The following is a 14,583-nucleotide window of genomic DNA, read 5'->3' as shown; positions in this document are numbered from 1 at the left end:
TTTATAAAATTACATTTTCAAGATAGATTTATATTCTGTTTGATTGTTTAAAACACCCACAGCCTTTTTAATCTCGGAGTTGTTTTTAAGATAATATTGATACAAACCTTCCTGATATTGATATCTTTTTATTAACTCTTCCTGAATCAAATTTCTAATCTCTTTCTGATTCTTGTCAAGCAAAGTAGTTTCGCTTTTCTCCAGCGCATTAAGTAATTGCTGATATTCAGTAGTAATAGTTTCGTCTATTTTTTCTTTTTTGGCTGCAGCCAAAGTGTTTTTTAAAGCCACTTCAGTTTCAGTATCAAAAGTAATTTTGTTCGTTTTTAAAAACTGTTTAAAACTACTATAATCAGCATCAGTTATTGTTGGGATTTGAGTTCCAAGATTTGGATTCTTATAGTAATAGCTAGTAGCATAGTCAAAAATACCATCGTTTTTAAGCAACGCATTAGTAATTGCGCTCAATTTAGTTTCGTCTAATTCGATATCAGGCATAACCCCACCACCATCATAAACAGTTCTTCCTTTTCTGGTTTTAAACGCATTAAAGTTTTTAGCATCCGTTTTTGTAGCCACACCATTTTTGTCTTTATGAGCATAATCCAGCGCCTGAATACATCTTCCGGAAGGAGTATAATAACGAGAAATAGTTACTTTAAGCTGAGTTCCATAAGTAAGATCAACAGAACGTTGTACCAAACCTTTACCAAAACTACGGCTTCCTAAAACAACTGCACGATCTAAATCCTGTAATGCTCCCGATACAATCTCAGATGCAGAAGCACTTCTTCCGTTAACCAAAATCGCTAGTGGAATTTGAGTATCAATAGGCTCTTTAGTAGTTTTATAAGTATTATTATGTTTGTCGATTCTAGATTTTGTAGTTACAATAACCTCATTCTTTGGCACAAAGAGGTTGCAAATATTTACAGCCTCATTAAGAAGTCCACCTGGATTTCCTCTTAAATCCAAAACTATTTGAGTTGCACCATCGCGTTTAAGTTGTTCTAAAGCATTTTGAGTTTCGGCAGAAGCTTTACGGCTAAAATGAGCCAAAACGATATAACCTGTTTTAGCATCAATCATTCCGAAGAAAGGAACCGACTTAATATCTACTTCATCCAAAACGATATCAGTAGTATTCGTTTTTCCTTGACGAAGGTATTTAATAGAGATTTTAGTGTTTTTTGCCCCTTTAAGCAATTGCGAAGCATCATCCTTAAAATCAGCAATTAATACATCACCAATTTGTATGATTTCGTCACCCGCTTTAAGTCCAGCTTTATCAGCAGGATAATCTTTGTATTGTTCCTTAACAATTAATCGGTCTGCTTTTCGGGTAATTAAAGCACCAATTCCGGTATATTCTCCTGTATTGTTAATTTTAAAATTTAAAACATCCTGTTCATTAAAGTAAACAGTATACGGATCTAAACTAGCCAACATGCTTTTAATGGCTTTATCCATTAAATCACCCGGATTGGTTTCGTCAACATAATTAGTGTTAACAGCTTTAAATAAAGTTGTAAAGATTTCTATTTGTTTTGCAATTTCGAAAAAGTCGTCTTTGAAACTAGTTCCAACGAATAAAAAAGCAGCTGCAACAAAAGGGATTATAATTTTTTTTTTGAAAAACGCGACCATGTTTGTGATTTATCTTAAATTTCAGAGTACTAAAATAAGAATAATTCAGCAACATTAACGAGAGTCTATACCGAAACACGTTTTAGAGAGGTAAAATCTATTGAATTGGATCGTTTTGAGTGTCCGTTTCAGATTCAGGAACAGGTTTTGGGTTTACCAGAAGCGCGAATTTTTCAAACAATTGAATCGTTTTGGTATTGATTTCTTCATAAGACAGTCTGTCTTTTGTTTGATAAAAGAACATAAACGAATAAGGCTTGTCTAGATTATCAAGTAAGATATGCTTGTTTAAACGGTATGTTTCGCGCAAAACACGTTTGAAGTAATTACGCTCAACAGCCTTTTTGAAATATTTTTTGGATGTCGAAACACCCATTTTTATTTTCTCATCTTGCTTTATATCACCAGAATAATAAACCAATCGCAACGGATATTTAGAAACCGATTTCCCTTCAGAAAATAGTAGTCCAATGGTTGTTTTGCTTTTTAGTCGTTCGTTTTTTGGGTAAGTAAAGCTCATTTTTTGATTTTGAAAAAAACTGTGAATTATGCAGCAAAGGTACAATTTAACAACAAACCTATTATTATTTGCGATTTAATTAGAGCTAAAAATATATTTATTACTTTTGCAGCTAATTTTTTAAGCATGCAAAAACTAATTTCGTACCCCATATCCGTTATTTATTATTTGTGTTTTGGATTTTGTTTAGCAATTTTCCATCCAATTCAATGGGTTTGTTTAAATGTTTTTGGCTACCAAGCACACAAAAAAAGTGTAGATTACCTTAATTTCTTCCTGGTTAAATGTACAAACCTTGTAGGGACAACCTATAAATTTGAAAACAGAGAATTAATCCCAACAGGAGCTCCTATTATTTTTGTTTCTAATCACCAAAGCATGTACGATATTGTAGCAATGATTTGGTATTTACGCCGTTTTCATTGTAAATTTGTAAGTAAGAAAGAGTTAGGTTCAGGAATACCAAGTGTATCTTATAATTTACGTCATGGAGGTTCAGTTCTAATAGACCGTAAAGACCCTAAACAAGCCATTCCTGCTATAAAAGGATTGTCTGAATATATTGAGAAAAATAATCGTGCTGCCGTTATCTTCCCCGAAGGCACTCGAAGTAAAACCGGAAAACCAAAGGAATTTGCTCAAAACGGTTTGAAGATATTATGCAAATATGCACCATCTGCATATGTTGTACCCGTTAGTATTAATAACTCATGGAAAATGGTAAAATTTGGCTTTTTTCCTGTGGGTTTAGGAAATCATCTTACCTTTACCATCCATAAACCGTTGGCGGTGAAAGATTACGATTTTGCAACGATAATGGAAAAGTCGGAAAAGGCTGTAGTAGAAGGAGTTAAAATTTAAATTATATAAAATGTCTATAAAGAACATTCGATTAGAAGTGATGCAGTTTTTAGAGAAAAACGTAGACAGCTTCGTTGAACAGTATTTAATACCTGTTGAAAAAATTTGGCAGCCGTCAGATTTTTTACCCAATTCTGAAAAAGATACTTTTTTTGAAGAGGTAAAAGAACTACGCGAAATTGCTAAAGATTTACCATACGATTTCTGGGTAACTCTTGTTGGAGATACAATTACAGAAGAAGCATTACCAACATACGAATCTTGGTTAATGGATGTAGAAGGTATTAATCAAGTTGAAAATGGTGGAAACGGTTGGTCTAAATGGATTAGACAATGGACTGGTGAAGAAAATCGTCACGGTGATTTGCTAAATAAATACTTGTATTTGTCTGGTCGTGTAAACATGCGCGAAATAGAAATTACTACACAGCACCTAATCAATGATGGTTTTGATATCGGAACCGGAAGTGATCCATACAAAAACTTCGTGTACACTAGTTTTCAAGAGCTTGCAACATACGTTTCTCATAACAGAGTAGCACAAATGGCTAAGAAATATGGTGATAATAAATTATCTAAAATGTGTAAAATGATTGCTGGTGACGAGATGCGCCATCATCATGCATATAGCGAATTTGTTAATCGTATTTTTCAAGTAGATCCAAGCGAAATGATGCTTGCTTTTCAATACATGATGAAGCAAAAAATCGTTATGCCAGCACATTTCCTAAGAGAATCTGGACAAAAAATAAGCTCAGCTTTCGAACAATTTTCTGATTCTGCACAGCGTATCGGTGTTTACACAGCAAGCGACTATGTAGATATCATGCAAAAGCTAATTGATAAATGGGAAATTGACAAAATTGGTGGTCTTACAGATGAGGCTGAAAAAGCGCGTGATTACCTGATGAAATTACCAGCAAGAATGGCTAGAATTTCTGAAAGATTAGTTATTCCTCAAGAATCACATATCTTTAAATGGGTTGAACCTGCAAGACTTTAAATAATTTTAGATTGCAGATTTTAGGTTGTTTTGAATTTTAGATTTAAAATTGATTTTGTTTGCAGTTGATATTAATATTGAAAATATTGTTGATTGTTAGAGTTTTTCAAGCTTTAACAATCAACATTTTTTTATTTAGAATAAGGGTTTAAGCAGTTGAGTGTAATTCTACCTAGTGAGTTTAGAGTTAGTCTATGCTATTTAAATCTGCTTAATTTGCAAAATCTGCGAGCTATTTTTAGTTTTGCAAAGAAGTATTAATTAAATACATATTATGAGTAATTCGGAGTTAATAAACAAAACGATCACTTTTGTAAAAGAAAAGCTAAATGGTGCCGAAGGAGGGCACGATTGGTTTCATATTGAGCGAGTGTATAAAAATGCACTTTTAATCGCTAAGGATACATCCTGTGATGTTACAGTGGTAAAATTGGGTGCTTTATTACATGATATTGCCGATAGTAAGTTTCATGGTGGAGACGAAACTATTGGACCTAAAACGGCTCGATTGTTCTTGGAGTCAGAGAATGTTGATGAAGAAATTATAGCACATGTTATAAATATTATTGAAAACATATCGTACAAAGGTGGTAATTTTGAGAAAAAGTTTACTTCTCTAGAATTAGACATTGTACAAGACGCAGACCGTTTAGACGCTATTGGCGCAATAGGTATTGCAAGAGCATTCCATTATGGAGGATTTAAAGATAGAGCAATCTATGATCCTAGCATTGCACCGATTACCAATATGACCAAAGAGGAATATAAAAAGAATAATGCACCAACAGTAAATCATTTTTATGAAAAATTATTGTTGCTAAAAGATAAAATGAATACCGATACTGGTAAACAAATTGCGGCTGAAAGACATCGTTTTATGGAAACATTTCTTTCGCAATTTTATGCTGAGTGGGAAGGAGCGAAGTAAGTGTTCAGTCTCAGTATTCAGTGTTCAGTTTTTAGTAAAAAGTGCTCAGTAAAAAAGGATTTAGTTTGTCAAGCTGAGCATAGTTGAAGCTTTTTTGTGATTCACTAATTCTACAATCTTGTCTTTCCGACGCAGGAGGAATCTCCGCAAGAAACTAACACAAAACAGTCTTTAATTATCGAGCCACTCGTGGAGACCCTTCGTTCCTCAGGGTGACAAGATTGTGGTTGTATGGTGTAATTTTTATATCATAAGCTGTCTATAATAATTCGACAAAAAAAGAGCCTAAGTTTATAACTTAGGCTCTTTTTTTTATTCTTTTATGCTGTAAAGTATTTTCTGGAAATCAGCTTTATACTTGTCTTTATTATCTATAGATGCCCAAGATAAAACTTTATAAAAGGCAGTTTTTGTTTCTACAACACCAATCAAATAGTAAATGGTATTATTGATTTCTTTGTCAAAATAAGTAGCTTCTACCTCAATAAAACTAATATCACCTTTCTTAGTTGACTTTGGAGCAGATACGGATCTTTTCTCTTCGTCTTTTAGAAAGTCTTTAATGAAATCTTCGTAAAATTCATTAGTAGAAGTGTAATTCATTTCTAGAAGTTTTAATTCTTCCTTGGTGTCAAAAATGACAACTCCATAAATGTCTTTTACTACGTTTTTATATTGTATCGCTGCAGAGCTGTTTAAATCGGCAGTTTTGCTCATATAATCAGGCAAACTAATGTTAAAGGTATGTCCGGCTTTATATTCTTTCATAGTACTTTGAGCAAAAATAGTTGTGCTCATAAATAAAGAAGCGATAAATAATAATGATGTTACTGTGGTTTTCATTTGAAGGTTTTGGTTATAAATGATTTATGTGTTTAAACTATTCCTTTTTCAATCATCTCAAGCATTACAGGAGATGCATTTTTAAAAGTAGGAGCTTGTTCGATAATACTTCCCACATTCTTTTTGTTTACTTTAAAAGTAAGATCAGCATCGGTTGTAAACAACAAAGCAGTTAAAAAAGGATTTTTTATGTATGGAGTCAGAACTACAAAAGCTTCCTCAAGAGTATGAAAGCTTTCTATTTCCTCGGTTTTATAGCGAGTAGTAAGAGAAACGCCGTAAGTAGTATTGTCTTCGTTAATGACTAGACGAAAATAGATGTTCTTTATTTCGGTGTCACCAATAGTTTTAGCCAATGTTAGTTTAGCAAAAGTTCCGTTCTGGATGCTTTCTTTTACTTTTTGCCAAAACTCGATTAATATGGGTTCGTAAGACATGATTCTGTTTTAATGTTTAATTGATTTAACTTTTTAACCGCAAAGGGCGCAAAGTTTTTACGCAAAGAACGCCAGGAAAAAAAATACACAAAGCTTTGCGAACATAGCGTAAACCTTTGTGTACTTTGCGATTAAAAAAAAATTATTTCCCTGTAAATTCAGCTTTTCTTTTTTCTAAAAATGCTGTTGTTCCTTCGATGAAATCTTTAGTTCCAAAGCATTTACCAAATGATTTTATTTCAGTTTCAAAACCGTTTTTGCCATCTTTATAATTAGCATTTATGGCCTTAATCGCTTTAGAAATAGCGTATGGAGCATTCTTAATTATTTTTTCTGCAATACCGTTGCAATAAGTAATAAGTTCTGCTTGAGGCACTACATGATTTACCAATCCGTATTGTTTAGCTTCTTCGGCGTTAATCATTCCTGCAGTCATAATCATTTCCATGGCACGACCTTTACCAATAAGTTGAGGTAAACGTTGTGTTCCTCCATATCCAGGAATAAGTCCTAGAGTAACTTCTGGCAATCCCATTTTTGCATTATCAGATGCAATCCTGAAATGACAAGCCATCGCTAATTCTAATCCGCCACCAAGAGCAAAACCATTTACGGCTGCAATAACTGGTTTCTTTAAATTTTCTATAAAATCAAATAATTTCTCTTGACCTTCTGCTGCCAAAGCCGTCCCTTCTTCGATAGAATAATTAGCAAACTCTGAGATATCAGCTCCAGCTACAAAAGCTTTTTCTCCGCTTCCAGTTAATACAATTACGCGAACGTCATTGTTTTTAGCCAATAATTTAAATGCCTTTTGCAAATCATTAATCGTTTTTTTGTTCAATGCATTAAGCTTCGTAGGACGATTAATTGTAATAGTTGCAATTTTCTCTTCGATAGAGATAAGTATATTTTCGTAGTTCATGATACTGTTATTTATGAGTTTGTAATTGGTAATGTAACCGTAAATGTGGTTCCTTTTCCGTATTCTGTTTCAAAGGTAATTGTTCCTTTATAATTTTCGATAATGTTTTTTATAATTCCGAGTCCAAGACCCATTCCGCTATTTTTGGTGGTAAACTTAGGTTCAAAAACGCGATCAATATCTTGTTTTTGTATTCCTATTCCGTTGTCAGTTACAGTAATCTCAACATTATCGCCTTGTCTTTTTACAGTAACTAAAATTGATTTGTGATGCTGTATTTCTGGAATTGCTTGTGTAGCATTCTTAACCAAATTGGTAATAATTCGGATTAATTGCGTTCTGTCCATTTTTGAGATAATCTCTTCCTCTTCACTCTGGAAAACAATATACTCTTCGTTAAAAATATCTAGCGCAAGCTCTACAACTTCTACCACATTTAATGTTTCGTTTTGTTGAGCAGGCATCGAGGCAAAATTTGAGAATGCCGAAGCCACAGCGGTCATTGTATCTATTTGCTGAATTAATGTCTCGGAGTAATCGTTTAGTTTTTGCTTAACATCGGGTGCAGTTGGGTCAAATTTTCTCTGAAAACTCTGTACCGTTAAGCGCATTGGCGTAAGCGGATTTTTAATTTCGTGGGCAACTTGTTTCGCCATTTCGCGCCAAGCTTCCTCACGTTCGCTTTGAGCTAGTTTTATGGCACTTTTCTCAAGCTTTTCCACCATTCCGTTGTAAGACTTGATCAAGAAGTTAATCTCCTTGCTGCTCGCCTCTAAAACAATCATTTCGTTTTTCTGGTTTAAGTTGGTCTCACTTAATTTATCCGAAATGGTTTTTAATGATTTTGTAATGTATGTCGATAAGAAATAAGCCAAAGCAAATGCTACAATAAGCATGAAGGAATATACCTGACCTAAACGAATTAAGAAGGTGTTTAATTCATTTTCATAATAGCCATCATCTTCGATATATGGTAAATTCAAAATTCCAAGCGGTTTGAATTTTTCGTCTTTAATCAAACTATACGAAGAACGGTTTTTTACGCCGTCTTGAGTTTTTATATCTACAAAACGTTTCTCAATTGAGGAACGAACTAGTTTTAAGATGTATTCTGGGATTGGAGGAGCAACTTTATCAACAGCAAAAGACTCTTTGGATGATTTTAAAAGTTGTCCTTTAAGACTGTAAATATTGATTTCGATATTATGAATTTGGGCTAACTCATGTATTTTATCTTTAAAAATCAAATCTAGATTAGCAGTTTTTAAAGGATAAGTAGTAGTAGCAAGAACATAATTGATGTGTTCCTTTACCGCGTTTTCCTTTCGTTCTAAACGTTCTTGATGGTATTCTTTGGCTTCGTTCTTAAATTGAATAATCGAAATCGAAGCCAATAAAACAGAAGCGACAACAATCAATACAATCATCGAAAGGAATATCCTTACACGCAACGAAAGCATCGACATTTTGAAGTTCTTGAACATTTTTTTTAGTTTACAGTCTCGGTTTGCAGTTTTCAGTACTAGTATTCAGTCTCAGTTGGAAATCTGTAAACTGTCACTGCGACTAAGAACTATTTTTTTTCTCTTATTCTTTTATAAAATTGAAAACCCAACATGATTAAAACCGAGAACAATATAATTCCGATTACACCATAAATCCAGTTTACGGCATTTTTTAAAACAACCAAAAACACAACAGAAAACAAGATTATTGTTGCTCCCTCATTCCATAAACGCATGAAGTTATTCGTGTATTTTATTTCGTCATTTTGCAATTGCTTAAAAATCTGATGGCATTTTCCATGATATAAATATAATAAAAATACGAAGCAAAGTTTTACGTGCATCCACGGCATTTGTAACCACGATTTACCTAAATCGGTAAAAAACAGCATCCAGAAAGCAAATATACTTGCCAAAACTGCTGATGGCCAAGTAATAATATACCATAATCGATACGTCATTATCTTGTATTGCTTTTGTAAAATTTCTTTCTCTGGCGATGGTTTATCGTTGGCTTCGATTTGATAAACAAATAATCGAACGATATAAAACAATCCAGCAAACCAAGTGATTACAAAGATGAGGTGTAGCGATTTCAGGTAGTTGTAATATTCCATTATTAAAGTCTTTGTTCTATACTCTTTGTTCTGTTTTCTATTTGTCTATTTAGCCCAATCTTTAATCCAGTTACTTACCGTTACGCACCATTCATCATCATCGTTCAGGCAAGGAATGGCAAGGAATTCTTCGCCACCATTTTCTTGAAAATCTTCTTTGGCGCGCATTGCAATTTCTTCAAGTGTTTCTAAACAATCCGAAACAAATGCTGGTGTAACAACTGCTAGGTTTTTGATTCCTTTAGCAGGGATTTTGTTGATTTCAATATCGGTATAAGGCTCTAACCATTTATCACCTGCCAATCGTGATTGGAAAGTTAAACTGTATTTATCTGCAGGAAGTCCTAATAACTTCACAACTTGTCTTGTAGTTTCATAACATTGGTGACGGTAACAAAAATCATGTGCCGGAGATGGTGTATTACAACATGAACCATCGATTTTGCAATGTGATTTTGTTACATCGGTTTTACGAATATGACGTTCCGGAATTCCGTGGTATGAAAACAATAAATGGTCATAATCAAACCCAACCAAATTTCTTTGGATAGAATCTGCCAGGTTTTTAATGTAATCTGGTTTATTGTAAAATGCAGGAACATCAGTAAAAGTCATTTGTGGAAACTTCTTTTTACGAATTTCTTCAGCTTTAACCAAAATTGTTAAAGTAGATGCCATTGCATATTGCGGATACAAAGGGAAAAGCAATACTTCGGTCACACCTTTTTCATGTAATTCTTGTAATCCTTTTTCAATTGTCATGCTACCATAACGCATTGCCAGTGATACAGGAACATCTACTAGTGGTTGAATTTTCTTTTGCATTCTTTCTGAAAGAACAACAAGAGGCGAACCTTCGTCCCACCAAATCTTTTCGTAAGCATGTGCCGATTCTTCAGGTCTTTTTCTTAAGATGATTCCACGAACTAATAAAGCTCTCAGTAAATACGGAACGTCTATTACGTATTTATCCATTAAAAATTCATCTAAATATGGTTTTACATCTTTTGGAGTTGGACTTTCGGGTGAACCCAGATTTACTAATAATACGCCTTTCATTATGATTTTCTTGCTTTAGGCTTTAAGCTTTAGGCTTTAAGCATGTGTTTGTTTAAATTTTCGTCAAAAGTATGTATTACAACTTTTTAGAAATATGATAAATATTATTTTTTATTTATGTTTTGATATAGAAAATTGATACTGATTTTAAACATTCGTATTTATCGACATCAAATATTTTTTTGGAGTTGTTGCAAATTTTTTCTTGAAAGCCGCTATAAAGTGACTTCCAGTACTGTATCCTATTTTTAAGCCAACTTCGTTTACGTTATAAGATCCGCTGTCGAGTAATTTTCGGGCGTAATCCATTTTATAGTCGAATAAAAAACCATAAACCGTATCACCATAAATTTGTTTGAAACCCATTTTTAGTTTCTTCAAATTCAAACCAATTTCATCTGCCAATTCTTGTAAACCCGGTGGTTCAGCCATATTAGCAATAATGATTTCTTTGGCTTTTCGTATTTTTAAAACATTGTCTTCGTCTATCAAAAACGGACATTGTTCGGCATTTGGATCTTCGGTTCTATTAAAGTATAAACTCAATAACTCATATCCTTTGCCTTTATAATATAGGTTTTTTATAGAGGGATGTAAGTTGTAATGAAATAGCTGACTCAGAACAATTGCCATCGATGGACTAATATTTCCTTCGTTATAATATTTCTTATCTTTATTATCGGCACTTAAAAAAGTGATGTAATCAGCTTCTGTTGAGAATAATGCGTGAAATTTCTTAATCGAAACGATTACCGAAATAACCCACGAATTAGGAGAAAGTTCTAAATGAAGAGGTAATTCTTTTTGAGGATTGTATAAAAGAAGCGATTTTTCTTCTTTCAATTCCAATGCATAATTGCCTTGATTGAACAAGAATTTAGCTCTTCCTTTTATGCCAAAGTGAAACTGTATCAGTCCACTACCAATCTCTCGCTGGGCATTAAATACCTCCGAACTGTCATTCTGAAAACGAATAAGCGTAAAGTCGTCTTCAATTTTTATAATTTCTTGAGAACTCATAGCGATATTTTTTTTAGCTAAAAATGAAAGTTAATCTCAAATCTTATTTAGAACAACTCTAAATAAAACAATTCTAACGACTTGATTTTGCTGCAAAAATAACGTTTTTTGCATAATAACAACCAATTAGAATTAAAAAAACACATAGCGACACAAAAAGTACTTTGAGCGTTACTTTTATAAATACTATAATGATAATTTTGTTGCACTTTTATGATAAGGGCATATATGGAAAATAATAACGTATCGAAACATCACTATTTTTATTCAGTTGGACTGAGCTATAAAAAGGCCGATGCTGCGATTAGGGGTAAGTTTAGTATAGACGCTGATGCAAAAACGCGTTTGCTGGAACAAGCCAAAAATGAGGGAATAGAAAGCTTAATAGTTACATCTACATGTAACCGTACAGAAATATATGGTTTTGCAGAACATCCTTTTCAACTTATAAAATTGATTTGCGAAAACAGTAATGGTTCTATCGAAGAATTTCAAAAAGTTGGTTTCGTATATAAAAATCAAGAAGCAATTAATCACCTTTTTAGAGTAGGAACTGGTTTAGACAGTCAGATTTTAGGAGATTTCGAGATTATTGCTCAAATAAAAACTAGCTTCACACAATCAAAAGCATTTGGTTTAGCTAATACTTTTATCGAAAGATTAGTAAATGCAGTGATTCAGGCTAGCAAAAAAATCAAAAATGAAACCGAAATAAGCTCAGGAGCAACTTCAGTATCTTTTGCTTCGGTTCAGTATATCATCAAAAACGTTGAAGATATCGGGAACAAGAACATCTTGTTATTTGGTACAGGAAAAATTGGTAGAAATACTTGTGAGAATTTAGTAAAACATACTAAAAACGAGCATATCACTTTGATAAACCGTACTAAAGATAAAGCCGAAAAACTAGCGGGAAAATTAAATCTTATTGTAAAAGATTATTCAGAGTTACATCTTGAACTACAAAAAGCCGATGTTGTTGTTGTGGCAACAGGAGCACAAAACCCTACGGTTGATAAAGCAATCCTAAATCTTAAAAAACCTTTATTGATTCTGGATTTATCGATTCCTAAAAACGTAAATGAAAATGTAGAAGAGCTAGAAGGAGTTACATTAATTCACATGGATTATTTGTCACAACTTACAGATGAAACATTAGAGAATCGTAAAAAACATATTCCTGCTGCCGAAGCTATCATTGAAGAAATTAAGGAAGAATTTGTAACCTGGACTAAAGGGAGAAAATTTGCCCCAACTATCAATGCTTTGAAAGAAAAACTGAATGCAATAAAAAATTCAGAATTAGATTTCCAAAGCAAAAAAATAGCTGGCTTTAATGAGGAACAAGCCGAAATTATCAGCAATAGAATCATTCAGAAGATTACAACACATTTTGCCAATCACTTAAAAGATGATGATACTATGGTAGATGAAAGTATCGAATGGATTGAAAAAGTATTTAAAATAGGAGTGAGCGCAAAATAAAATCAAATTTTAAACCATATAAGTTCATTTAATAAAACTGCTGCTTTTATCCAAACTGCTTAAATTTACTTATATAACTTATATGGTTGAAAAAATAAAAAATGGCAGACAAAATCATAAGAATAGGAACTCGCGATAGCGAATTGGCTCTTTGGCAAGCGCATACGGTCGAGAAAAAACTAAACGATTTAGGATATAAAACCCAAATTATAGCGGTTAAATCGCAAGGTGATATATTACTTGATAAACCACTTTATGAACTCGGGATAACCGGTATTTTTACCAAAACTCTTGATATTGCCATGATTAATGGCGAAATAGATATTGCAGTGCATTCTATGAAAGATGTTCCTACGGCTTTGCCAAAAGGGATTGTTCAGGCAGCCGTTCTGGAAAGAGCCAATTCATTAGATATTTTGGTTCATAAAGGCAATCTGGATTTCTTAAATGGGTCTGGTACTATTGCAACCGGAAGTTTACGTCGCCAAGCACAATGGTTAAACAAATACCCAAATCATAAAGTAGTTGATTTGCGTGGAAACGTAAATACGCGCATGCAAAAATTAAGCGATAACGATTGGAGCGGAGCAGTTTTTGCAGCAGCAGGACTAGAAAGAATCAATTTAAAACCAGAGAATTATATTAATCTGGATTGGATGATTCCGGCACCGGCTCAAGGTGCAATGGTTGTTGTAGCAATGGAAAACGACAATTTTGCACTAGATGCTTTAACGCAACTTAACGATATCGAAACTGAAATTGTTACTTATATCGAACGCCAGTTTTTAAGAACTCTAGAGGGAGGTTGTACTGCACCGATAGGATCTTTGGTTCAATATAATGACGAAGAAGATACACTTCATTTTCAAGGAGTTTTATTTTCATTGGATGGAAAAATAAAAATCGAAATTGATAAGATTGTTCCAATTGAAGAATGGAAGAAATTAGGTTTTAATATGGCACAGGAAATTCTTAGTAATGGTGGAGCGGAATTGATGAAAACGATTAAAGAATCTCTAAAAAAATAATGGCAAAATCAATTCAAATATTATCTACAAAAGTGCTTTCGAGCATTCAGAAACAAGAATTGCAAAAAGCAAATATTGATGTAGTCGAAGCAAATTTTATTGAAACCCAAAATACACCTTTTAAGATTCAAGATATTAATGAAAATTTGATTTTTACGAGTCAGAATGCGGTTCATAGCATTTTATCTGATCCAAAATCAGAAGAACTGAAAAGTAAAAATGTCTTTTGTGTCGGATTAAAAACAAAGATTTTATTATCAGAAAGCGGATTTAATGTTGTGGCTTATACTGGTTATGCAGCTGATTTGGCTGAGATAATTACTTTGATTTATGCTAATGAGAGTTATACTTTTTTCAGTGGAAACCTTCGAAGAGAAACTTTGCCAAAAGCATTAAAAGATGCTGGAATAAAATTGAATGAGATTAAAGTGTATGAAACTACATTAACACCTCAAAAAATCAATTCAGCTGTAGATGGAATTTTATTTTATAGTCCTTCAGGAATTGAAAGTTATCTGAAAGAGAATACTATTAAAAATGAAATTTGCTTTTGCATAGGCGATACAACAGCCGAGGCATTAGAAAACATCACCAAAAATATCATCATCGCGGATCAACCAACGGTTGAAGATGTGCTTGAAGATGTAATTGCCGAGTACAGCAATAAGCTTTAGGTAGTAAACCAAAGCCAAAATTATAGATAAA

15 protein-coding genes are annotated in these 14,583 nt (G+C 33.2%); 6 read left to right on the top strand and 9 right to left on the bottom strand.

Translation table 11 applies throughout. The annotated features are described in order from the left end of the window. Positions 1–9: 9 nt before the first annotated feature. Both IW20_RS03105 and rnpA read right to left on the bottom strand, forming a co-directional pair. On the bottom strand, positions 10–1,647 hold the full coding sequence (locus IW20_RS03105; RefSeq protein WP_035618593.1) for a S41 family peptidase: 1,638 nt from the start codon (positions 1,645–1,647) through the stop codon (positions 10–12). A gap of 97 nt (positions 1,648–1,744) precedes the next feature. After that, a complete protein-coding gene (gene rnpA, locus IW20_RS03100) occupies positions 1,745–2,167 on the bottom strand; it encodes a ribonuclease P protein component (RefSeq protein WP_035618591.1) in 423 nt (140 codons plus the stop codon). A 126-nt stretch (positions 2,168–2,293) separates the two neighbouring features. Here rnpA and IW20_RS03095 point away from each other — a divergent pair, with 126 nt between their 5' ends. The 3 genes from IW20_RS03095 (at position 2,294) to IW20_RS03085 (ending at position 4,959) form a co-directional block, all read left to right on the top strand. Next, a complete protein-coding gene (locus IW20_RS03095) occupies positions 2,294–3,028 on the top strand; it encodes a lysophospholipid acyltransferase family protein (protein WP_035618830.1) in 735 nt (244 codons plus the stop codon). Positions 3,029–3,038: 10 nt separating this feature from the next. After that, positions 3,039–4,031 (top strand): acyl-ACP desaturase, encoded by a 993-nt coding sequence (locus IW20_RS03090; RefSeq protein WP_035618588.1) that lies wholly within the window; start codon positions 3,039–3,041, stop codon positions 4,029–4,031. Between the two features lie 274 nt (positions 4,032–4,305). After that, on the top strand, positions 4,306–4,959 hold the full coding sequence (locus IW20_RS03085; protein WP_035618585.1) for an HD domain-containing protein: 654 nt from the start codon (positions 4,306–4,308) through the stop codon (positions 4,957–4,959). Between the two features lie 312 nt (positions 4,960–5,271). On the opposite strand, the gene IW20_RS03080 is transcribed toward IW20_RS03085, so the two are convergent. The 7 genes from IW20_RS03080 to IW20_RS03050 form a co-directional block, all read right to left on the bottom strand. Continuing rightward, positions 5,272–5,802, bottom strand: a complete 531-nt coding sequence (locus IW20_RS03080) for a hypothetical protein (protein WP_035618582.1) — start codon at positions 5,800–5,802, stop codon at positions 5,272–5,274. A 32-nt stretch (positions 5,803–5,834) separates the two neighbouring features. Then, positions 5,835–6,239, bottom strand: coding sequence for a hypothetical protein (locus IW20_RS03075; protein ID WP_035618578.1), 405 nt, complete (start codon positions 6,237–6,239; stop codon positions 5,835–5,837). 142 nt (positions 6,240–6,381) lie between these two features. Next, the gene (locus IW20_RS03070) at positions 6,382–7,164 is read right to left on the bottom strand and encodes an enoyl-CoA hydratase/isomerase family protein (protein ID WP_035618577.1); all 783 of its coding nucleotides are present in this window, start codon (positions 7,162–7,164) and stop codon (positions 6,382–6,384) included. Positions 7,165–7,175: 11 nt separating this feature from the next. After that, positions 7,176–8,591 carry an ATP-binding protein gene (locus tag IW20_RS03065; RefSeq protein ID WP_081912427.1) on the bottom strand — a complete coding sequence of 472 codons (1,416 nt, stop codon included), beginning with the start codon at positions 8,589–8,591 and terminating at the stop codon, positions 7,176–7,178. A gap of 146 nt (positions 8,592–8,737) precedes the next feature. Further along, positions 8,738–9,286 carry a CopD family protein gene (locus IW20_RS03060; protein WP_035618575.1) on the bottom strand — a complete coding sequence of 183 codons (549 nt, stop codon included), beginning with the start codon at positions 9,284–9,286 and terminating at the stop codon, positions 8,738–8,740. 45 nt (positions 9,287–9,331) lie between these two features. Further along, positions 9,332–10,345: a ferrochelatase gene (gene hemH, locus IW20_RS03055; RefSeq protein ID WP_035618574.1), complete on the bottom strand. Its 1,014-nt coding sequence runs from the start codon at positions 10,343–10,345 to the stop codon at positions 9,332–9,334. 147 nt (positions 10,346–10,492) lie between these two features. Then, positions 10,493–11,365: a helix-turn-helix domain-containing protein gene (locus IW20_RS03050; RefSeq protein ID WP_035618569.1), complete on the bottom strand. Its 873-nt coding sequence runs from the start codon at positions 11,363–11,365 to the stop codon at positions 10,493–10,495. A 228-nt stretch (positions 11,366–11,593) separates the two neighbouring features. Here IW20_RS03050 and hemA point away from each other — a divergent pair, with 228 nt between their 5' ends. The 3 genes from hemA (at position 11,594) to IW20_RS03035 (ending at position 14,552) form a co-directional block, all read left to right on the top strand. Further along, positions 11,594–12,850, top strand: a complete 1,257-nt coding sequence (gene hemA, locus IW20_RS03045) for a glutamyl-tRNA reductase (RefSeq protein ID WP_035618567.1) — start codon at positions 11,594–11,596, stop codon at positions 12,848–12,850. Between the two features lie 101 nt (positions 12,851–12,951). After that, a complete protein-coding gene (gene hemC, locus IW20_RS03040) occupies positions 12,952–13,878 on the top strand; it encodes a hydroxymethylbilane synthase (RefSeq protein WP_035618563.1) in 927 nt (308 codons plus the stop codon). Next, on the top strand, positions 13,878–14,552 hold the full coding sequence (locus IW20_RS03035; RefSeq protein WP_035618560.1) for a uroporphyrinogen-III synthase: 675 nt from the start codon (positions 13,878–13,880) through the stop codon (positions 14,550–14,552). The genes hemC and IW20_RS03035 overlap by 1 nt, the downstream gene beginning before the upstream one ends. Positions 14,553–14,583 lie beyond the last annotated feature (31 nt).

Origin of the sequence: Flavobacterium hydatis (assembly GCF_000737695.1) — a bacterium.
Taxonomy (GTDB): Bacteria; Bacteroidota; Bacteroidia; order Flavobacteriales; family Flavobacteriaceae; genus Flavobacterium; species Flavobacterium hydatis.
Note: the sequence above shows the minus strand (reverse complement) of the source record. Positions and strands in the feature narration are given on the sequence as shown.